The sequence below is a fragment of the Microcoleus sp. PH2017_05_CCC_O_A genome, assembly GCF_020738785.1.
Lineage (GTDB): Bacteria > Cyanobacteriota > Cyanobacteriia > Cyanobacteriales > Microcoleaceae > Microcoleus.
The window spans coordinates 1-19,605 of sequence record NZ_JAEQCB010000082.1; the positions used below are offsets into that span (position 1 = coordinate 1).

Sequence of the window (19,605 nt, forward strand, 5' to 3'; positions counted from 1 at the left end):
TTGAACAGGTGAATTTTTGGGCATATTCATCAACAAAAATTCTGACCATGGAATTATTTTTGCCATGATTACCCAACGATTATTCTCTGATAATTGTCCCTCGAAGGGTAGATCAAAGTTGGAAGGTTCTTTTGGGGCCCTAGTCAAGTTTTCGGTACATGAACGAAAGTGATGCTGTGCATGGCTTTTGACTAATTTTACCTCATAGTCTAACACATTGTCAGTGCCGATCGCGAGTCAAAGTTTTTTCAGGTAAGGGTTTTAGGCTTATTCAGCAAGCCCTACGTAGTTGCGATCTTTGCGCTCTTTCCTAATATTATAAAGAGCGCTGAAGCGCAACTACGTACCTAATTTGTCTGACGATAATAAAACCGCCCTGCTTATTAAGGGGGGTTAGGGGGGATCAGATTCGGGAGCAGCCTCATAAAAAATTGATATAACAACTAACAACTGACTACAAATCAAACCACAGGAACAACCACTCGAAAACCCACAATACTAGCCTTACAATCAGGCTGATATCTGAGGCGGCACGCGCTGCGACAATTCGGAGGATGATCGTTCCAAGAACCCCCCCGCAACAACCTCAGCGAAAAGTCGCCGCCCGACTCCCAAACACTGCCATCAACAGGCGCACCGTTGTAATTATTGTGCCAAGCATCCGCGCACCATTCCCACACATTTCCGTGCAAATCATACAATCCGAAAGCATTGGGTTTAAAACTACCAACATCTGTAGTTTGAAAGCGATAAACTCCCTTCGGCGCATCAGCGTAATTAGAATTTCCGTTGTAATTTGCTAACTCGCTAGTAATCGTTTCCCCAAAGTGAAACGGCCCCGAAGTTTCCCCCCGACAAGCATATTCCCATTGGGCCTCGCTAGGCAAGCGATAATGCTTACCAGTTTTGCGAGAAAGTCTAGCACAAAACTCCATCGCTTCATACCAAGATATATTTTCTATCGGTCGATTTACACCTTTAAAACGGGCAGCATCGGGATTGAGATATATTTTAATTTCCGGTAGCGCTGCAACGGCTGCCCACTGTGCCTGAGTGACTGGAAATTTGCCAATACAAAAAGGTGCTAATGTTACTGAGTGCTGCGGTTTTTCGTCACTGTCACCCCGATCTTTTGGGGTACCCATCAGGAAAGTACCGCCAGGAACAGATACCATTTCCATGATTGTATTGCGGCCGAGATGTTCTTCAAAAAAATGTGTTTTGCCACTTTTAACATCAGTTTGCTGCCCGCGATTGTCTACTGTCACCACCTGAAATTCAAAACTGCTTTTAACAGCAGAAATCTTTGGTGTTCCCTGGTTGTGAGGCGGATTTGTGTTAGATTTTACCCTTGAATTCACAGAGATATTGCTGTTGATTTGGGCGCTGTGATTGATCGGGGTATTGATAGCAAGCTTTCCTCCCTCGGTTAGATAAGCATTGAGGGGAGGTAGGGCTGCCTTGGTCTGAGAAGAATTTAACGTAAGTTGTCCGCCCTTACCAAAATGGGGTTGGGGAGGTAAAGAATAGAGATTTAAAGCTTTGATGACTTCATCAGCAGATTGATATCTGTTTTTGAGATAATCTTGAATTAATTTATCTAAAATTGTTGCCAACTCGCTGCTAATTTTTGTACCTGCGGGCAACCTTTCTCTCCAAATCCAGCCGCCATTTATCGGATCGTAAAGGTCATCGGAACCGTCAATTTTTGGCAAACATTGAGTTAGCAGCCTCAGGCAAGTTATCCCCAAACTGTACAAATCGCTTCCGGGGAAAACTTGACCTCGCATTTGTTCTACCGGCGAATATCCGGGCGTTCCTACCGTCGTACCTACTTGGCTCATCAGCGAGCCAGTCACTTGTTTTGAAACGCCGAAATCAATTAAAACTAACTCTCGCCGTGCTCCCCTCCGAAAAGCGGAATTGCTAAAATTTGCCGCATTTAGAGATGGATTGGGGGAGGTGCGGCGGCGGATGATATTCTCAAGTTTGATGTCTCGGTGAATGACATTGCGATCGTGCACAAATTTCAGAATCGGCAAAATATCTGCCAGCAACTGCCAAATTTTTTCTTCGCTAAAAACTCCCTGCTGAGTTAATTCAGCCAGTAAATTTTGCCCCTCAATCAATTCTTGTACTAAATAAAGTCGCTTGTCTTGTTCAAAATAAGCAATTAATCGAGGAATTTGGGGATGTTCGCCGAGTTCGTAAAGTCGTTTCGCTTCTTGCTTAAACAGTTCTGTAGCCTTTTCAAGTGCTGATGTTCCCTGAACTTGGGGCATAAACTGCTTGATGACGCAGGGATCGTCCATGCGATCGATATCTACCGCTTCATAAGTTCTGCCAAATCCCCCCTCCCCCAACAGTCGAATCACGCGGTAGCGGTTTCTGAATAGAGGCGTGAGGTCGGGCTGGCCGCAACTTTGACAAAATTTAGATTTGTCGGGATTGAAAGGATGAGAGCACCTTGGATTCGAGCAGTAGAACATATCTGGGAAGAAATGATCTGATTTAAGGTTATGATATACCCTTTCTGGGTTTTAGTCGTCTTAGACAGAGGACAGTATAGTACAACTTGGCGATCGCCCAAACAAAAAGCATCGCACTCTCTCTCAAGAGCGATCGGGCTACAGACAAGAATATCTCGTACCGAATAGAAGAGCGATCGACAAATCATGTAATTTTGAAGTGTTGGATATTGCGATCGAGTATGGAAAACTACAACTCAGATTGTGTCCGATTCAACGCACTGAATTCTCGACAAACTGTTTGCCACATTCCTTACAGCGATAGCACTGCTTCCCCCGTCGATACCCATTTTTGGACAATTGCTGCGATCGACAATGAGGACATTTCATTACTTTCATTACATGGCTCAACCGACTTTCCCCGACATATGGCTCTAAATACGACACCAACAAATCCTCAATCTGCTGTACCAGTTGTTGGCGATGCTGTAAATCCGGGTTGCGAAGTGCCGAGAGAATGACGGCATTGCTGCTGTGAACGCAAACCTCCGCGAACAGGCTGCATTGCACCTCCGGCAAGCTGGGATTTCTCTGCTGCAAAAGACTCGCCATAAAGTCGATCGCCTCCTGAGTCATACTTTCATCGATCGACTGGAAAATCTCCGGCGCTATATAAAACTGCACGAATACCACCCGCGATACAGGCTGTTCAAACATCTCTGCAACAGCAGTCACGAGGGTGTGAATCATTTCACGCAGCGGTAACTGAACGATTTCTGGTGTGTTCGTCTGGGCCCACATCGCCTTAACGCGATCGGCATGACGCAGTTCCATTGCATTAAAAATGGCAGCTTTATCAGGAAAAAACTGATACAGAGAACCAATGGCTGTCCCTGCTTTTGCTGCAATGAGATGAGTCGTCGCCTCGGAATAGCCCACCTCATCAAACACTGCTGCTGCTGCATCCAAGATTTTTTCGACTCTTTCTTTACCACGCTGCTGTTTCGGTTGACGGCGCAAACTGCTTGACGAATGCGAATCTTTTGTCATATTCTAGAAAAGCGACAAATCTCTCACAATTTTAGGTCTAAAGGAGAACACCATGCAGTCTATGCTTCCCGGTGCGCCTTGGTTGTTGGCACATAAGTCGATGCTGACACCGAACCAGCCTCGCAAAATTTCCTTGTATGGCAGCGATTATGTAATGTGGAAAGATCCTGATGGAAGCATCAATGCCTTGCCCAACGCTTGTCCGCACATGGGAGCAATGCTGTCGGAAGGATGGTGCGAAGCTGAGGGCGATCGCCCAAGCGGTGTCGTCTGCCCCTTCCATGCCCTGAAATTTGATGCGAGCGGCTGCACCATATTGCCCGGATCGCATCAGAAAACATTGCCCTTACTAAAACCGTTAGATTTGATTGTTCAAGGTGACTTCATTTGGTCTTATGGGGAATACGAGCCGCAAGTTCCCATTCCCAATGTGCTCCAGGAAATTGCCGAAACTTACTACTTTATCGGGCATACTGCCGATCGCAGTATCGAGACAGATTTGCTGACGATGCTGCTGAATATGCACGACTACAATCACCAAAACGGCACTCACCGAGACTTGTTTAGGATTACCGATGTCGAATTTCATCAATTCATCGATGAAGGACATAAATCCCATGCGTTTTATGATATGCCTACCGCGCCTTACAGTTTGGCAGAAAAGCTCAGAAAGCCAGATTTGTTGTTACTACCCAGCACCTTTAAAGCTCATTTAGAAAATCATTTCCCATGCCTAATAATTTTTCATGGAGAAATGCCATTCGGCAAAGCTGCACAGTGTCATATATTCGTACCAGAAGCCGAGAATCGGACGCGAACTTATATTTTGCTGTTCGGTCAAGCAAAGCATCCTATCTTTAAGCTATTGGGGGGAATGTATCTCAATTTTGGCAAAGTTGTTGTGGATCAAGATGCGGATATTTTAGGGAAAATTTATCCTGATACGCCTCAGAAAATTAAACTCAATAATGAAGTGGGGATGGATTGGGTACGGCGCAATTTTGAAAGCTTTCCTAATGTTAGAGAGCCTAATCTGTCAAGGTAAACAGGTTTAATATAGCATATTCCATGCTAAGAACAATTTTAGCGAAGAACACAAAGATTCGACAAGCGACGCACTTTTGCGATGGATAATAATGACTAATCACAATCGTTACCTGGATGTGAACCAGATCGATTAATCTAATTTCTCCTCATTGACGATCGGCTTGCAAAACAGCATCTCGCAGTGTCTCTAAACTGCGATCGCCATTGTATTTCACCCCGTTGATAAAAAATGTGGGTGTTGAGATCACACCGCTGTCGATACCACTATCAAGATCCGCTTGTACCCGTGCCACATGTCGATCGGTAGACATTTCTTGTAAAAACTGATCGACATCCAGATCGAGCGCGATCGCATATTCGACTAGATTACTATCAGCAAGTTGAGATGGATGCTCGAATAAGCAAGCGTGCATTTCCCAAAACTTATTTTGTGCGGCAGCAGCTTCGGTAGCTTCAGCCGCATGGTAAGCTTCGGGATGAATCTGCGACTGCGGAAAATGCCGAAATACAAACCGCAGGCGATCGCCCATCTGTGCTTGAATCGAGGGGATGATGCCATGCGCTGATTGACAGATCGGACATTGATAGTCGCCATACTGTACCAGCGTTACTTTGGCGGTGGTGCTGCCTTGACAACGATCTCGGCTACTCACTGGCGGTGTTAATCGATCGGGGTTGGGGGATAAAGCCATGAGATAAGAGTCGCAATTGCTATTGCAGCAGATTGGGATAACTTCCACTTTACAGAGCATCTTTCCAATCATTACTACACTAGATGATGATTTTATTACTCCACTATTGTTGGTTTTTTGCCTACCTAAATAGGTGGGTTTCTCAATTTCAAAAAGCGTATGCCAAAATCAGAAAACTGCGTTAGAGTTTCAGGAAGTAATCATCGAAGGGGTTCCCTGATGAAACTAATTTCCGTTTGTGTTGGATTGCCACGCGAAGTCACCTGGAAGCGAAAACAGGTCACGACTGGTATTTTCAAGCAGCCAGTGGCAGGACGAGTGATGATGCGATCGCTCAATTTAGATGGCGACAAGCAGGCAGATTTGACCGTTCATGGTGGTGCCGAGAAAGCCGTTTATGCCTATCCAATCGAGCATTACGCTTACTGGAAGCAAAAGGGCTCCTGGCTTTATGGTGCAAATTGTATCTCAATCTACAAAATTTCCCCGGTACAAGTATTGAAACTCATGCCAGGAGTCGTCAGGAGTCATATAGGCTTCACTTACCGAATACCCAGGAGAGCCGTTTAATATCCCGATTTGGGGTGATATCTGGAAAGTTTCTGTATATCACGCCGATCTAGGATGACATACGGAAAGTCATAGCAGGACATTAGGCTTTGGGCGGAAATTTTTCCGTCTATCACTCTATTTTGGTGTATTATAGGGAAAGTTTCCGTCTAATAACTAGTTAGCTACACAAGATCCTAAATAAATTGAGTCAAATAAGAGATAATGCTTATAAAACTTATAGGCAAGGGTGAAAATAGTTGAATCGGCAAGCACTTATTGATCCAAAAGACGATATTATTAGCCTTCAAAGTGCATTTCTCAGATCTAAATCATTAGAAAGCAGGAAGATATTAGGGCAGTTCTTCACAGGATTCGTCGTGTCCGATTACATGGCATCTCTGATTGTCAAGCCCAAAAGTAAGACTATTCGCATACTTGATGCTGGCGCAGGAACTGGTATATTAGCCGCATCTACTGCTTTCTATTGCTTGAGTATGGGTTGTAAGGCCGTTCATGCTGTACTATATGAACTAGATTCCGAGGCAGTTGCCAGCCTTAAACAGACGCTGAATATCGTTCAGTGTTTGTTTTGCGAACAACTAGGAACATTTACTTACGAAATTTGCTGTGAAGACTTTATAATTGCTAGACCAGATAAAGAAAAAACTTTTCAGCCCTTTGATATATCAGTAATCAACCCGCCATACTTTAAATATAGTGCGAAAGATTCACCTTATGCCAGAGCGGTAGCCGATTTGTATCACGGCGATCCGAATATATATGCTTCGTTCATGGCAGTTGTAATGGCTTGCATGAAGGCTGGCGGTCAAATGGTAACGATAACACCTCGCAGCTTCACAAATGGACTATATTTCAAGGGTTTTCGTGAATACTTGCTAACTGAATCAGCACTGAGATTAATTCATATTTTCAAACACCGAGACAAGGTGTTTAACAATGATGACTCAACAGTGCTTCAAGAAAACATTATTTGCTACTTCGTTAAAGGCAGTAATGCCGACACCATAACAGTTAGATCGAGTGACTGCGATGCCAGCATCAACAATGCTGAGGAAAAACAATATCCGGTTCATTTAATTGTCGATCCTTCAAACGATCAAAGACTAATTAGAATTCCTGAATCAGCTTCTGCGGCTAGTATTTTGAAGCAAGCTGAAACTTTAAAAACCACTTTTGAAGGTGCTGGATATTTTATTTCGACTGGTCGTGTGGTCGAACATCGTGCCCGCCAATACATCACTGAAGACACGAGTGCTGAAAATACAGTTCCGCTTTACCGTCCACATAATGTGACACCATTAACTGCAACTTGGATAGGTAATCACAAGAAAGATGTAGCCTTCAGGCTTAATGAAGAGCATGACAAACATACGATGAAAAATGGTACTTATGTGTTGCTAAAACGTTTTTCATCCAAAGACGAAAAACGGCGCTTAGTTGCTAGCGTTCACCTTGCCAATATGCACGATTGTGAATTGATTGGCTTTGGTAACAAGACTAATTATATCGGTGTATTAGGTGGTGAATTATCCAATATTGAAGCCTATGGTCTTGCGACTATCTTTAATTCATCATTCATGGATAATTATTTCAGGTGCATTTCGGGGAATACACAAGTTAATGCTACTGAAATCAGGGTAATGAAATTTCCATCTCGTGACCAAGTGAAGAAAATTGGTGATCAAGTACACAAGCTTAAACTTTTTGAAACGGCTAAAATTGATTCGATCGTGAATCGAGTTCTTGGTGTAGTAGCTTCAATATAAGGGGGGAAATTTGGAATTTACGGCACAACAACAAGAAAAACTAAATGAAGCAAAAGCATTATTGACTGCCTTGGGGCTGCCCAAAGCACAGTGTAACGATCGATCGGCATGGGTCTTTTTGGCACTGGCTAATATAAAACCTTTAGATGACTGGAGTTCATCAACAGCACCGCTTTTGCCAACCGTGAACATCATGGAATTCATCCGTAATGAATATGGAATGGACTATAAGCCGAACAGTCGCGAAACCATCAGAAGACAAACACTTCATCAATTCGAGCAAGCCCGTATTGTCGATCGAAACCGAGATGACCCCACGCGAGCAACCAACAGCAAAGACAATAACTATTCATTGAATCAGTCAATGTTGGAGATTCTGGCGGAATACCCACACGGCGGCTGGTTGGGGAAAGTTCAAGATTACAAGGATGCGGTGCCTGAATTGAAGGCACAATATGAACGCGCTCTCGATCTGCACAAAATTCCAATTAGCTTACCAAGCGGTGAAACCATCACACTGTCACCTGGTAAGCATAATCAGCTTCACGCCGACATTGTTCACGAATTCTGTTCGCGCTTCATCGGTGCTGGCGGTCGATTGTTATACATTGGTGATACCGCTAGCAGTCGAAAAGAAGGCGGAAAGCTGATGTTCTTAGAAGCCGAATACCTGGAATCATTGGGTGTCCCCCCAATGTCACATGACAAATTGCCAGATATTGTAGTGTATGACGAAGACCGAGAATGGCTGTTTTTGATTGAAGCAGTTACCAGTCATGGCCCTATATCCCCAAAGCGTTGGGTTGAACTTGAAGAAGCCTTCAAAGATTGTAAGGTTGGTCTTGTTTATGTGACAGCGTTTCCAGACCGTGCTGAATTTCGCAAGAATGCGGCTGATATTGCATGGGAAACTGAAGTGTGGATTGCCGATAACCCAGACCATCTAGTTCACTTTAATGGTGAACGTTTCCTCGGCCCTCATGACAAAAGAAGCTAACAAGCGCTTGGACACGGAACGGAGACATACGCTATCAGTTATGATGCAAACATTATTGCCGTCCGGTGAAGCGCAAGCCATTAGACAGATAAATATTCAGTTACTTTCGCTTTGTGTTTCCATAACCGATGAGAGTTGGAGATCGCCCATAGTTCGAGAGATCTCAAATAGGTTCTATAGACCGTGAGAGGGAAGTGGGTTGCGGCGATCCAACCAAATTCGATCGCGTATTCGATTCGCTTTTCGATCGCAACTACAACTTAATAATGCCTTGCTGAAGAGCATTGACTACAGCGCGAGTACGATCGCTAGCACCGAGTTTGAGCGTGACATTGGTAACATGAAACTTGACAGTATTTTCAGAAATGTTTAGTTCGCCAGCAATATCTTTATTTTTTTTACCTTGAGCCATTAACGCCAACACCTGATTTTCTCGATCGCTCAGATCCGGTCGCTCCATTCGTGCCGCCAACTTAGTGCCAATTTCTGCTGGGATGTAGCGTTGCCCCCCGCTGACAGTCCGAATCACTTCTAAAATCTCCTGGCAGGGCGTATCTTTGAGTAGGTAAGCTTTGGCTCCAGCCCGCAGCCCTCGATAGATATCCTCATCTGTCTCATAGATCGAGAACATGATAATGGCGGCAGTGGAAAATTCAGCTCGGATGGTGTCGATCGCCTCTACGCCGCCGATTTCTGGCATCTTTAAATCCAGAATAGCGACATCGGGCTGATGAATGCGAAACTGTTCGATCGCCTGTTGGCCATTATTGACTTCGGCAACGACATTCATATCGGGCTGGTCATTTAAAATCGCGACTAAGCCTTGACGGACGATCGGGTGGTCGTCGGCAACCAGCAGTCGGATGGTTTTGGGAGATTCAGGCATATTCGATCGCGATAATTTTAGGGGGTTTCTGGATGGGCGAGAGTGACAGTAATGCTGGTACCTCGATCGATCTGGCTAACTAGGTGCCAGGTGGCTCCAATCCTGGCTGCCCGTTGCTGCATCCCCATCAAGCCAAATCCCGGCGAGGGAGATTGCGGCTCAAAGCCACAGCCATCATCGCGAATCGTCATTTGCAGATTTTGGGAACTGTAGTTGAGGCGAATTTGGATGGTTTGGGGTTGGGCATGGTGCAGAGCATTGGCGATCGATTCTTGGGCAATACGAAGCAAATTAAGTCCCAAATCGGGATGGAGACGGCGGGGGCTGCCATCGATCGCCAGATCGATGGGCACCGATTGTCTGGACATCGTTTGTTCGATAAATTTGGCGATCGTCCGAGCGGGATCTTCGTATTCGGATGTTTCCAAATATAGCGTCCAAACCGATCGGCGGGCTTCAGCCAAGCCATCTCGCGCTAGAGCTTGAGCCGTCAGCAAATGAGTCTGCGCTTTTTCTGGTTGAGTCGCGGCAAAGTAGTCGAACGCCTGTAACTGCATCGAAATTCCGCCAAAAGCTTGGGCGAGAGTATCGTGAATTTCCCGCGCCATCCGAGTGCGTTCTTGCAGCAATGCCGCTTGTTGGGCTTCTTCGGCAAAACGGGTCAGTTCAATGGCAAAGGTGAGCTGTTGGGCTAGGGCATGAGCCAGTTCGATAGTTTGCCCAGCAAAGGTGTGATAACTGGATAAGTAGATGGTCAAAGTGCCGATGTTCGTGTTGCCGACTTTGAGGGGAATGTCGAGAAATGGTGTCACATCTAACCCGACTTGTGCAGATGGGTCGCTCGATTTGAGAGTTTGCCCTTGGCAGTAGGTTAAATAGGAATAAGCCCGATCTTCTCGATCGGAATGCACCCAATATTCAATGCGTGGGGCATCTAATTGCTCGGCAATGAGTTTGAGGGTATATCCAATAAAGCGATCGAGATCCGGATCGGTGGCGAGGGTATCGAGGGATTGTTTGAGCGCTGTGTTTGCCTTGACCAATTCGGTAACGCTTTCGTGTGCAGCTTGTTCCTGCGCGCGCGCGATCGCTTCTGATTGTTTAATTTCCGCCAATTGTGTCAGTTGAATGGCCAGAGTCACCTGCTGTGCTAGCGCACACATTAGCTCGATTTGTCGATCGCTCAAATGGCGATCGCTGGGAAAATAAAGTATCAGCGAACTCGTTGCCTTTTCAGACCACATCAAGGCAATGTTAATCATTTTCCTGATGCCATGCTCCGTACACCACGTTTCCAAATCAAAATTTAGAGGGGAGAAGAGCGCCAGTTCGATCGGATCGGTAGGGATATCTTCGATGACATAGTAACGCTGACGAGTTTGGAAATTTCCGTACCCAGCTAGTTCCGGTAGGATTGGGACACCTGTCACCAGACAATCATTGGGCAAATCGGCTGCTGTGAGAATTTGTCCGTTACGGCAAGCAAGCCTAAGATAGGCAATATCGCCCGGTTCTGGACTCTCCCAATACTGGATCAGTGGGGCATCAAACTGTTCGGAAAAGGCTTTGAGCACATAGTCCAAAAAGCGATTGAGGTCGGGTTCTGTTGCCAACAAATCCACGGTTTGCTTGAGCAAATGATTTGCCTTGGCCAATTCGGCAACGCGCACCTGTTCCGCTTGGAGGATGATTTTTTGCGTGCGATCGCGCTGGATCGCACTACCAATACAATCAGCGATCGATCGCAAAACGGCGACTTCTGCCGCACCGATCTCAATCGCTGCTCGACAATAATTCAAGCACAACACGCCCCACCACTGACCCTTGACCCGAATCGGCACAGAATAACTAGACTGGACTCGAACGGCGGCATAGAAACTACGTAAAGGTTCGACCCAATCTGCTAAGAGTCCGCCAAAACCATCCCCATGAAGATAATATCGTTCCAGAAATGCTTCGATTCCGGCTGAAGGGATGCGCCCAGTTTCCAGGCTATCCATCTGTCGAATAATGCCAGGTCTAGTCCACTCATAGATCGCGGTATGGTAGGTTGGCACGCTTGATGAGCGATCGGATAAAGGATCGAAGTTACCTTCTAGCACATTAATGCGATCGCATCCTGCACCTTCGACAATGATTTGCAGGGCAGTATCGATCGCTTCATCAAAGTTCTCCACCGTCAGTAAAACACTGGTTGCGTTGGCCGAGGCTTCCAAGAGCCGATTTCGCCTATGTAGTATTTGATAATCTGCTTCAAGCACGGCAGATAATTTTGGTGAGGAAGGCGATTTTTGATGCTCGGACATGGTTTCAACCTCGATCGCACTTGCCGTGCAGATAGTGTACCAGCATAATTTTTGATCGCAAACTGACGAACAGATTTTAACACCTCAGCTTGGCTGGTGTATCCCGGTCGTGCCGATATTCCGCTGAAGTGCCCGTATTGATGGAGTCGATCGAACAGTCAATTTCAGATTGCACAAATTTCGCTGGATTGAGGTCATAATCCAACTTTGTGCAACGATTTTCACTATGTAGTTATCTTAAAAAATTCGATCGATAATTTTGCAAAACATAGAAAACTACCTAAATGGGTAGGTAAGAAACTACCGATTGGATAGCAAAAACATCATCTCTTGGTGTAGTAACGATTGGAAAGATTCTCTGTACAGTGGGTTGTATCCCAATTTGCTGGCTGCAATCGGATTCTGAGAAATTGCTGAAATTTAACTGAGGATACTTTTAGGATAAATTCAGGAAATCGAGCGGTTGAATTCAGAAATCTTTCAGAAGATAGCTTCAATATTAAGCTTAACAAACCAAAGCAGTTTGCCCATACTCACCAAATAGTTTAAGGGTTGGTACGGCGAATCGTATTCAAAATTTGATCGGGAGTTGTTGATGACCATCATGCAGAAAGTAGCAATCATTACTGGCAGTCACAAAGGGCTAGGCTATGCGATCGCTCGCCAGTTAGCACAGCACGAAAATATTCAGGTGGATTTTCATGCTCTAAATGTCACGATCAATGTCTCCTTGTGGAATGAGGTGAGCCGATGAACAAAATTTGTGCTTTGGTGGGTGTGGGGCCAGGGCTTGGCTTGGCTCTTGCTCGGCGGTTTGGACTAGAAGGATATCAAATGGCACTCTTAGCCCGTCGTCCAGAGGCGTTGACTGAATACACCAAAATCTTAAGTGATGCCGGAATTGTGTCAACTGGATTTGAGGTTGATGCGGCTGATTCTGCCTCAATCTCAGCGGCCTTTACCGAGGTTCAGCAGCAGATCGGTCATCCTGATGTTTTGATCTACAATGCAGCTCTGCTCAAACTAGATTCTGTGATGAGTCTGACTACTAAAGATTTAGTGCAAGACTTCAAGGTTAATGCTGCCGGAGCCATCAGCGCGATTCAACAGGTATTGCCTGGGATGCAGCAACAAAAAAGCGGCACGATTCTATTAACGGGCGGCGGCTTGGCACTCTATCCTAGTCCTCAATTAATTTCGCTCGGTATTGGTAAGGCGGCAATCCGGTATCTTGCTTTGGGTTTAGCAGAAGAATTGAAAGCAGACGGAATTCATCTGGCGACTGTGACAATTTGTGGAACCATCGCCCCAGACACGAAATTTGACCCCGATGCGATCGCCCAGGTGTATTGGCAATTGCACCAGCAGACTCCTGAAACTTGGCAAGTTGAATATGTCTATCAATGAGGTGAATCAGTGCAATTTTTGATCGTCGGACGTGTTAAAGCTGAAACCAAAATTGAACAGGTTTTACCCGTTGTCAAGCCAGAGGCGGCAAAAGTTTGGGAACTTTATGCCAGCGATCGTCTACGCTCGATTCACTACATTGCTGATAAGAGTGGTGCTGTATTGTTATGCGAGGCAAATAACGTTGAAGAAATCAACGCGATGATTGCTCAGTTACCGATGGCGCAAGCAGGTGTCATGCAATTTGAAGTTATTCCGTTACTTCCCTACACAGGTACCGAAGAGCTTTTCGCTCAATAATCATTTGTCCTCATCACCCCAAAAATTGCATGAGTCACCATTTTGATTCGCCAGAATCTCGGCAAGACAGCCGGATCAACATCTGCGACATTTATTTGTTCAATGCCGACGATCCCCAGAAGATTGTCGCGGTGATGACTATTAGCCCTTTAGCTGGGTTGCCTTCACCGTTTACAGGTCAACCCCAATGGGATACTTTTAGACCTGAAACAGCCTACGAATTTCGGTTTGATACCGATGGCGATGCAAAATCTGACGTTGTTTTCAGATTTGTTTTTCAGGGAGATGCTAACCCCCAATCTTGGTCTCTCACTTACCTCAGCGGCGAAGCAGCCCGCGATCATCACGCTACAGGGCAAGAGTTAGGGCAGGGGACTGTGAATGAGGTTGCGCCTATTGCCAATCTAGGACGGATCTGGACAGGGTTGGCAGGCGATCCTTTCTTCCTGGATGCGGTTGCTGCCCGTGTTTGTCTCGATAATGCCATCCAAAATAATGTCTGGGATGCCGAAAGTTTCAGCACTGGAGCCAGTACAACGGGAGCAACTAATGTTCTAGCGATCGTTGCTGAACTGCCCCTCGATCGCATCTCAAATACACCATTTAGTTTTTATGCAACGGTTGCAGCCAACGATCACGGACATTGGACGCAGGTGAATCGCTGTGGCAAGCCCAATTTCGCGGCAACATTCAATGATAACCCTGAAGGATCATTACGCTACAATTCGACCGACCCAGACACAGACTATGACAACTTTGCTCAGCCTGTAATCAGCTTAGTCACTCAAATTTGTCACGTAGCACAGAGCACCGATCGACCTGCAAATTACGGACAGATGGTAGCAAACTGGTCATTTCCCGATGTTCTTCCTTTTAACCCACTGCTTCCAGCCAGTTTTGGGTTTGCCGGCATCAATGGGCGGAGGTTACAAGATGATTTTGGCACAGTCGTTTACACGCTGTTCTTCAATACTTTACTTCAGAATAAAGTCCCGCCGCCGATCGATCTAAGGACTGAATTTCCCTATATTGCTCCAGCTAGACCTCTACCCACAGATTCATCTGTTGGTGTCCCTAGCCGACAAGAGGGATAAGTAACAGATATGGGTGGCTCGAATGCACCGTTTACAGCCGATCGAGGAGCCGAAACGGCTGTGTATCTAGCAAGTCTTCCAGAGGATGGCGCACAAGGTAAGTTCTTTGCTGAAATGAGAAGGTTTGGTGGACCGATATTGCTGTCTTGGTAATCAAGATTGCCCCTAATATATCAATCCATGAAATGTTAAGAATACTGGAGGGACTATAGAGAATAAAACTAACGGAAAGATTGCGTCAAACGATTTAACGACCTGAATTAACCGGAGAGATTGTATGAAACTCATCATGTTTGGCCCAACTGGTACGATCGGCAGTCGAATTCTCAATGAAGCCTTGCAGCGAGGACATACATTGACGGCAATTACTCGCGATCCATCCCGCTTTTCTGTCTCCCATAAAAACTTAACGGTGGTTGCGGGTAATGCGCTATGAAGTTGTCCGGCAGGCAGCCGATCCAGAAGCAACGCTAATGATGTTTCTGCAAAGCACCTATGAGGCGGCAGCAAATTTAGCCCATTGGGATCGAGGATTGCTAGAGAGATCGCCAGTCTCATCAATACAAAGGGAAAAAGAATGACAAAAGTTTTAATCGTGTATACCTCAAGCTTTGGTAACACCAAGCGAATGGCTGAAGCTATTACGAATGGAGCGCGTTCTGTTGAAGGCACAGAAGTTATCTGCAAAGAAGCATCTGAAGCGACAGCCGATGATGTGCGCGTCGCCGATGCGATCGTCATGGGTTCTCCCGTCCGTCATCGGACTGCTGATGCACGAGTCAAGAAGTTCATTGAGGAGGTCTGCGAGAAACTGTGGTTAACGGACGAAATGGTAGGTAAAGTTGGCGGTGTCTTTACCGTCGGCGGTGGCTACGGCGATTGTGGCGCAGGTTCCGAATTAGCTCAGTTGGGATTGTTAGGTGCTTTTGCGGCGGCAGGAATGATTCTCGTGACACTACCCAAAACAACACCAGGCTTCCAAGTGGCAGGAATGCATTGGGGGCCGCATGGTCGTTCTGGCGGCTCGCAAATGGAACCCGTTGGCATTACCGAAGAAATGATGCAAGCCGCTTGGCATCATGGCGCAAATGTTGCTCGTGTCGCTGCCGCATTGAGAGATCGGGACCTATTGGCAAAAGGTAATGTTTCTCCCTCACCGGAAATTTTAGCAATGTTTGCTTAGAAATTATTTAGGAGAAATATCCATGTCTGAATCGATCTCGACAGAACCTACGGTTTTCGATAAAAAGCCGATGGTCATATCCCTAGAAGCTGGCAATTACCACTGGTGTAGTTGCGGTTTGTCAGCCAATCAGCCCTTCTGCGATGGCGGGCACAAAGGTACAACCTTTACACCTGTAACCTTTGAACTCGCTGAACCTAAGCAGGTTGCTCTTTGCCTTTGCAAACATTCAGGTAATGCGCCTTTCTGCGACGGTGCCCACACGAAACTCTAGTTCCATCCTGTTGAAGTCTGGTATTAACCCGTAGAGAGCAACAATGAAAAACAAATTTACGATCGAAAATGCAGTGATGTTGTTGATCGACCATCAGCAAGGTACTATCAAACTCGCGCTTAACTTACCCCGTGAGGATATCGTGCAAAATACCCGCGCCTTGGCTCGCACGGCAGTAGAAACTGAAATGCCGCTTGTGTTGACCAGCAGCATGGAAGCTAATTTTCAAGGATTACTGCTCGACGATTTACAGAAAATCGCGCCAGTTGCCTACGAGAAACGAGTAAAACGTCCGGGCGTGGTGGACTGCTGGGAGTACGACGATTACAGAAATGCAGTCCTGGCAACAGGCAGAAAAAAATTGATTATGGCGGGTTTAACCAATGACGTTTGCATCGTCTTTCCTGCCATCAGTGCAGTCGAAGACGGCTTTGAAGTGCAGGTGGTAGTGGATGCCGGGGGTTCCCCCACGTCGATCGCGGATGAAACTGCCCTGAGAAGAATGGAAAAGCATGGTGTCACCCTGACTTCAACGAATCAAGTGATGGCAGAATTGGCTAATTCGTGGTCGGAAGGTACCGGACAGACGATTCAAACCATCATGTATGAAGAAATACTCGCCAAACTAATGTAATTGAGCAGGAGACCCAGCGGATGCAGGTACAAGTAGAACAACGTCGCGTCATTCAAATTATCCGAGCGGAGGTAATGAGCGATCGCCCAGAATTCCGCGCTTACAGTCTGGGGCGCCACAATCTGGGGGATGGTATCGATCCGTTTATCCAGTTGGATCATTTCTACATGCGGGCACCGATCTTTCCGCCCCATCCCCATGCCGGGTTTTCTGCCGTTACTTACATGTTCGAGGATTCAGCAGGATCGTTTCAAAATCGGGATAGTTTAGGCGATCGCGCCCTCATTCATCCCGGCGATTTACACTGGACTCAAGCAGGTAGCGGACTAATGCACGAAGAAATTCCCAGTCCGCCAGGCACACTCTGTCATGGGGCACAAATCTTCGTCAATTTAGCGGCGAAGCACAAGTGGAGCCAGCCTGTTGCGCTGCATTTAGACTCAGCCTTGGTGCCGGAATATGTCAATCCCACAGGCGGTAAAGCGCGAGTGGTGGTTGGCTCTGCCTTTGGGTTGGAATCTCCCCTCCAGCCTTTGACTCCCGTGACATTGTTGGATGTAACGCTGCCACCGCTGGGAAAAATTATCCATACCCTGCCGCCTTCCCACCATGCCTTTGTGCATGTGATTCAGGGGAGCGGCGAGTTTGGGGCAGGGCGATCGCACTTAGAAGCCCTGGATGTCGCACTGCTTGAACAAGGAAGCGAAACTGCGATCGTACAAGCCAATGAGCTTGGCTTGCATTACCTCCTCGGAGCAGGCGAACCCCTGAACGAGCCAGTTGTTTCTCAAGGTCCCTTTGTGATGAACACAGATGAGGAGATCCAAAGAGCCATTGTCGCCTATCAAAGTGGTCACATGGGCCGCTTATAAAGCGTTTACAAGATTTAAGCATGACCCAATCCCCTTGTCCTTAATCACTCAAAAATTTAATCCGAACTAGAGCTGCTTTGATTGCCCAAGCTCGATCACAAGATCGATTATTTCCGTTTTATTTCAGTCAACCCCTATCTATCCTTGAGGACTAAAACCATGAAACTGGAAGGAAAAGTAGCGCTAGTGACAGGCAGTAGTCAAGGCATTGGACAGGCGATCGCCATTCGCTTAGCCCAGGAGGGCGCTAGCGTCGTGATTAACTACCGCTCCCACCCGGAAGGTGCGGAGGCCACGCTGGCCCAGGTAAAAGCCGCTGGGGGCAAATGTCACATGGTGGATGGATTCACGCTGCAAGGCGATACGGGCAACCTCGCCGATGTCCAGCGCCTGGTGTCAGAAAGCGTTGACCACTTTGGGCAGCTTGATATCTTGGTCAATAATGCGGGCATTGAGAAAAATGCCGATTTCTGGAATGTCACCGAAGCTGATTACGATGCGGTGATGAATGTGAATCTGAAGGGGATATTTTTTGCCATTCAAGCTTTTGTGCAGCATTGCATGGCCGTGTCGCATCCCGGTAAAGTAATCAACATTAGCTCGGTGCATGAAGAGTTGCCGTTTCCGCATTTTGCCGCGTACTGTGCTAGCAAAGGAGCCTTAAAAATGCTCACCCGCAATCTATCCGTAGAGTTAGCGCCGTTGGGGATCACGATTAATAATGTGGCGCCGGGGGCGATCGAAACGCCGATCAACACCAAACTCCTGAATGATCCCACCAAACTCAACGCCCTGCTGCAAAATATTCCCCTAAAGCGCTTGGGGCAACCGGCAGATGTGGCCGCCATGGTGGCTTTTTTGGCTTCTGCTGATGCTGATTATGTCACCGGCACGACGCTCTTTGTCGATGGCGGTCTGCTCTGGAATTATCAAGAACAGTAGAAACTGATACAAACTAAATTGGTCAATAGTTGGTTGATCTATGATAAGTCGGATTAGTTCCCATGTTATTTAGGGAGGTTAAAGTCGATGAACAATTTATCAGGTAAAGTCGCGATCGTGACCGGCTCTTCGCGGGGTATTGGCAGCATCATTGCCCAGGATTTGGCCAAAGCTGGGTGCAGCCTGATTGTTAACTACTCAGGGAGTGAAGCGGCTGCTAAAGCGGTGGTGGATCAGATTACAAGCGCTGGAGGGCAGGCGATCGCTGTGCGTGCCAATGTCGCCTCACCGAGCGATATGACGGCTCTGTTTGATGCGGCGATTACCCAGTATGGCAAGGTTGATATTTTAGTTAACAACGCGGGCATCAATATCTACAAATTAGTGAAAGATACGACGGAGGAAGATTTCGATCGGATTTTTCAAATCAATGTCAAAGGCGTTTTTCTCGGTCTAAAAGAGGCGGCCACGCGGCTAGAAGTGAATGGTCGCGTAATCAATTTTTCTTCGTCCGTGACTCGCTTAATGTTGCCGACCTATGGCGTTTATTCCGCCACAAAAGCCGCCGTTGAGCAGTTAACGCGGGTCTTTGCCAAAGAGGCTGGGGCACGGGGCATCACCGTGAATTCGATTTCGCCGGGGCCGACCAATACCGATCTGTTTTTAGAGGGTAAGAGCGAAGAAACCATCCAGCGATTAGCCGCCATGTCGGCACTGGGCCGGATTGGTGAGCCAGTCGATATTTCTCGGGTGGTGCTGTTTTTGGCCAGTGAATCAGCGAGTTGGGTGACTGGCCAAAATCTAGGGGTAAATGGCGGTTTTGCCTAGTTGATACAATCCAAAAATTCTGTCGCACCAATGACTATGCCATACGTCAATATCCAGATTACCAAAGGGGCCACGAGGGAGCAGAAAGCTCAGCTCGTAGCCGAAGTGACTGATTCACTTGGGCGGATTCTGGGCAAGAAACCAGAGCATACGCATATCGTGATTCAAGAAATTGCCGAAGAAAATTGGGGGCTAGAAACTGTAACTTGATTCTTGGACAAATCTACCCATTGTTGCTCAATTGTGGGTAGCTTTTTCACTCGCAAGTTCTGCTAAGGTTGGAATA

22 protein-coding genes and 2 pseudogenes are annotated in these 19,605 nt (G+C 46.6%); 18 read left to right on the forward strand and 6 right to left on the reverse strand.

What is annotated here, in order from left to right:
* Positions 1–461: 461 nt before the first annotated feature.
* The 3 genes and pseudogenes from JGK20_RS19790 to JGK20_RS19800 all read right to left on the reverse strand — a co-directional run.
* Entirely contained in the window at positions 462–2,489 is a 2,028-nt protein-coding gene (locus tag JGK20_RS19790; RefSeq protein ID WP_293186136.1) for an SUMF1/EgtB/PvdO family nonheme iron enzyme, read from the reverse strand.
* Positions 2,490–2,753: 264 nt separating this feature from the next.
* Positions 2,754–2,858 (reverse strand): annotated as a pseudogene (locus JGK20_RS19795) (IS1 family transposase); the annotation flags it as partial.
* A 57-nt stretch (positions 2,859–2,915) separates the two neighbouring features.
* A pseudogene (locus JGK20_RS19800) lies at positions 2,916–3,518 on the reverse strand (TetR/AcrR family transcriptional regulator); the annotation flags it as partial.
* 52 nt (positions 3,519–3,570) lie between these two features.
* Here JGK20_RS19800 and JGK20_RS19805 point away from each other — a divergent pair.
* Positions 3,571–4,563: a Rieske 2Fe-2S domain-containing protein gene (locus tag JGK20_RS19805; protein WP_293231858.1), complete on the forward strand. Its 993-nt coding sequence runs from the start codon at positions 3,571–3,573 to the stop codon at positions 4,561–4,563.
* A 148-nt stretch (positions 4,564–4,711) separates the two neighbouring features.
* On the opposite strand, the gene JGK20_RS19810 is transcribed toward JGK20_RS19805, so the two are convergent.
* Positions 4,712–5,257 (reverse strand): DsbA family protein, encoded by a 546-nt coding sequence (locus JGK20_RS19810; RefSeq protein ID WP_293186142.1) that lies wholly within the window; start codon positions 5,255–5,257, stop codon positions 4,712–4,714.
* Between the two features lie 219 nt (positions 5,258–5,476).
* Between JGK20_RS19810 and JGK20_RS19815 the strand changes: the two genes are divergently transcribed.
* The 3 genes from JGK20_RS19815 (at position 5,477) to JGK20_RS19825 (ending at position 8,593) form a co-directional block, all read left to right on the forward strand.
* On the forward strand, positions 5,477–5,827 hold the full coding sequence (locus JGK20_RS19815) for a hypothetical protein (RefSeq protein ID WP_293186144.1): 351 nt from the start codon (positions 5,477–5,479) through the stop codon (positions 5,825–5,827).
* Between the two features lie 239 nt (positions 5,828–6,066).
* A complete protein-coding gene (locus tag JGK20_RS19820) occupies positions 6,067–7,596 on the forward strand; it encodes an Eco57I restriction-modification methylase domain-containing protein (RefSeq protein WP_293193344.1) in 1,530 nt (509 codons plus the stop codon).
* Between the two features lie 10 nt (positions 7,597–7,606).
* On the forward strand, positions 7,607–8,593 hold the full coding sequence (locus tag JGK20_RS19825) for a BsuBI/PstI family type II restriction endonuclease (RefSeq protein ID WP_293186147.1): 987 nt from the start codon (positions 7,607–7,609) through the stop codon (positions 8,591–8,593).
* A gap of 253 nt (positions 8,594–8,846) precedes the next feature.
* Here JGK20_RS19825 and JGK20_RS19830 read toward each other — a convergent pair whose 3' ends face one another.
* Both JGK20_RS19830 and JGK20_RS19835 read right to left on the reverse strand, forming a co-directional pair.
* The gene (locus tag JGK20_RS19830) at positions 8,847–9,479 is read right to left on the reverse strand and encodes a response regulator transcription factor (protein WP_293186149.1); all 633 of its coding nucleotides are present in this window, start codon (positions 9,477–9,479) and stop codon (positions 8,847–8,849) included.
* Between the two features lie 17 nt (positions 9,480–9,496).
* Positions 9,497–11,785, reverse strand: a complete 2,289-nt coding sequence (locus JGK20_RS19835) for a GAF domain-containing sensor histidine kinase (protein WP_293198719.1) — start codon at positions 11,783–11,785, stop codon at positions 9,497–9,499.
* Positions 11,786–12,380: 595 nt separating this feature from the next.
* Here JGK20_RS19835 and JGK20_RS19840 point away from each other — a divergent pair.
* The 14 genes from JGK20_RS19840 to JGK20_RS19900 all read left to right on the forward strand — a co-directional run bounded on the left by JGK20_RS19840 (position 12,381) and on the right by JGK20_RS19900 (position 19,529).
* Positions 12,381–12,539: a hypothetical protein gene (locus JGK20_RS19840; RefSeq protein WP_293186153.1), complete on the forward strand. Its 159-nt coding sequence runs from the start codon at positions 12,381–12,383 to the stop codon at positions 12,537–12,539.
* Positions 12,536–13,192 (forward strand): SDR family NAD(P)-dependent oxidoreductase, encoded by a 657-nt coding sequence (locus tag JGK20_RS19845; RefSeq protein WP_293186155.1) that lies wholly within the window; start codon positions 12,536–12,538, stop codon positions 13,190–13,192. Before JGK20_RS19840 ends, JGK20_RS19845 begins: the two co-directional genes overlap by 4 nt.
* 9 nt (positions 13,193–13,201) lie before the next feature.
* Entirely contained in the window at positions 13,202–13,492 is a 291-nt protein-coding gene (locus JGK20_RS19850) for a muconolactone Delta-isomerase family protein (RefSeq protein WP_293231860.1), read from the forward strand.
* A 29-nt stretch (positions 13,493–13,521) separates the two neighbouring features.
* Positions 13,522–14,586 carry a DUF4331 family protein gene (locus JGK20_RS19855; protein WP_293231862.1) on the forward strand — a complete coding sequence of 355 codons (1,065 nt, stop codon included), beginning with the start codon at positions 13,522–13,524 and terminating at the stop codon, positions 14,584–14,586.
* Between the two features lie 9 nt (positions 14,587–14,595).
* Positions 14,596–14,739: a hypothetical protein gene (locus tag JGK20_RS19860; protein WP_293186161.1), complete on the forward strand. Its 144-nt coding sequence runs from the start codon at positions 14,596–14,598 to the stop codon at positions 14,737–14,739.
* 124 nt (positions 14,740–14,863) lie between these two features.
* Positions 14,864–15,022, forward strand: a complete 159-nt coding sequence (locus tag JGK20_RS19865) for an NAD(P)H-binding protein (protein WP_293186162.1) — start codon at positions 14,864–14,866, stop codon at positions 15,020–15,022.
* 40 nt (positions 15,023–15,062) lie between these two features.
* Entirely contained in the window at positions 15,063–15,167 is a 105-nt protein-coding gene (locus JGK20_RS34615; RefSeq protein WP_363319233.1) for a hypothetical protein, read from the forward strand.
* The gene (locus tag JGK20_RS19870; protein WP_293186163.1) at positions 15,164–15,769 is read left to right on the forward strand and encodes a flavodoxin domain-containing protein; all 606 of its coding nucleotides are present in this window, start codon (positions 15,164–15,166) and stop codon (positions 15,767–15,769) included. The genes JGK20_RS34615 and JGK20_RS19870 overlap by 4 nt, the downstream gene beginning before the upstream one ends.
* Before the next feature lie 22 nt (positions 15,770–15,791).
* Positions 15,792–16,043, forward strand: a complete 252-nt coding sequence (locus JGK20_RS19875) for a CDGSH iron-sulfur domain-containing protein (protein ID WP_293186165.1) — start codon at positions 15,792–15,794, stop codon at positions 16,041–16,043.
* Between the two features lie 43 nt (positions 16,044–16,086).
* A complete protein-coding gene (locus JGK20_RS19880; RefSeq protein ID WP_293193349.1) occupies positions 16,087–16,677 on the forward strand; it encodes an isochorismatase family protein in 591 nt (196 codons plus the stop codon).
* A 20-nt stretch (positions 16,678–16,697) separates the two neighbouring features.
* Positions 16,698–17,549 (forward strand): pirin-like C-terminal cupin domain-containing protein, encoded by an 852-nt coding sequence (locus JGK20_RS19885; RefSeq protein WP_293193350.1) that lies wholly within the window; start codon positions 16,698–16,700, stop codon positions 17,547–17,549.
* Between the two features lie 81 nt (positions 17,550–17,630).
* On the forward strand, positions 17,631–18,491 hold the full coding sequence (locus JGK20_RS19890) for a glucose 1-dehydrogenase (RefSeq protein ID WP_293198711.1): 861 nt from the start codon (positions 17,631–17,633) through the stop codon (positions 18,489–18,491).
* 87 nt (positions 18,492–18,578) lie between these two features.
* Positions 18,579–19,319: an SDR family oxidoreductase gene (locus tag JGK20_RS19895; protein ID WP_293219906.1), complete on the forward strand. Its 741-nt coding sequence runs from the start codon at positions 18,579–18,581 to the stop codon at positions 19,317–19,319.
* A gap of 30 nt (positions 19,320–19,349) precedes the next feature.
* Positions 19,350–19,529, forward strand: a complete 180-nt coding sequence (locus tag JGK20_RS19900; protein WP_293198707.1) for a 4-oxalocrotonate tautomerase family protein — start codon at positions 19,350–19,352, stop codon at positions 19,527–19,529.
* Positions 19,530–19,605: the final 76 nt, after the last annotated feature.

Excerpts from the sequence above, each read along its gene's own strand:
- JGK20_RS19790 (WP_293186136.1), bottom strand. The coding sequence starts at position 2,489 with ATGTTCTACTGCTCGAATCCAAGGTGCTCTCATCCTTTCAATCCCGAC.
- JGK20_RS19805 (WP_293231858.1), top strand. The coding sequence starts at position 3,571 with ATGCAGTCTATGCTTCCCGGTGCGCCTTGGTTGTTGGCACATAAGTCG.
- JGK20_RS19810 (WP_293186142.1), bottom strand. The coding sequence starts at position 5,257 with ATGGCTTTATCCCCCAACCCCGATCGATTAACACCGCCAGTGAGTAGC.
- JGK20_RS19815 (WP_293186144.1), top strand. The coding sequence starts at position 5,477 with ATGAAACTAATTTCCGTTTGTGTTGGATTGCCACGCGAAGTCACCTGG.
- JGK20_RS19830 (WP_293186149.1), bottom strand. The coding sequence starts at position 9,479 with ATGCCTGAATCTCCCAAAACCATCCGACTGCTGGTTGCCGACGACCAC.
- JGK20_RS19835 (WP_293198719.1), bottom strand. The coding sequence starts at position 11,785 with ATGTCCGAGCATCAAAAATCGCCTTCCTCACCAAAATTATCTGCCGTG.
- JGK20_RS19840 (WP_293186153.1), top strand. The coding sequence starts at position 12,381 with ATGACCATCATGCAGAAAGTAGCAATCATTACTGGCAGTCACAAAGGG.
- JGK20_RS19845 (WP_293186155.1), top strand. The coding sequence starts at position 12,536 with ATGAACAAAATTTGTGCTTTGGTGGGTGTGGGGCCAGGGCTTGGCTTG.
- JGK20_RS19855 (WP_293231862.1), top strand. The coding sequence starts at position 13,522 with ATGAGTCACCATTTTGATTCGCCAGAATCTCGGCAAGACAGCCGGATC.
- JGK20_RS19860 (WP_293186161.1), top strand. The coding sequence starts at position 14,596 with ATGGGTGGCTCGAATGCACCGTTTACAGCCGATCGAGGAGCCGAAACG.
- JGK20_RS19865 (WP_293186162.1), top strand. The coding sequence starts at position 14,864 with ATGAAACTCATCATGTTTGGCCCAACTGGTACGATCGGCAGTCGAATT.
- JGK20_RS34615 (WP_363319233.1), top strand. The coding sequence starts at position 15,063 with ATGTTTCTGCAAAGCACCTATGAGGCGGCAGCAAATTTAGCCCATTGG.
- JGK20_RS19870 (WP_293186163.1), top strand. The coding sequence starts at position 15,164 with ATGACAAAAGTTTTAATCGTGTATACCTCAAGCTTTGGTAACACCAAG.
- JGK20_RS19875 (WP_293186165.1), top strand. The coding sequence starts at position 15,792 with ATGTCTGAATCGATCTCGACAGAACCTACGGTTTTCGATAAAAAGCCG.
- JGK20_RS19880 (WP_293193349.1), top strand. The coding sequence starts at position 16,087 with ATGAAAAACAAATTTACGATCGAAAATGCAGTGATGTTGTTGATCGAC.
- JGK20_RS19885 (WP_293193350.1), top strand. The coding sequence starts at position 16,698 with ATGCAGGTACAAGTAGAACAACGTCGCGTCATTCAAATTATCCGAGCG.
- JGK20_RS19895 (WP_293219906.1), top strand. The coding sequence starts at position 18,579 with ATGAACAATTTATCAGGTAAAGTCGCGATCGTGACCGGCTCTTCGCGG.
- JGK20_RS19900 (WP_293198707.1), top strand. The coding sequence starts at position 19,350 with ATGACTATGCCATACGTCAATATCCAGATTACCAAAGGGGCCACGAGG.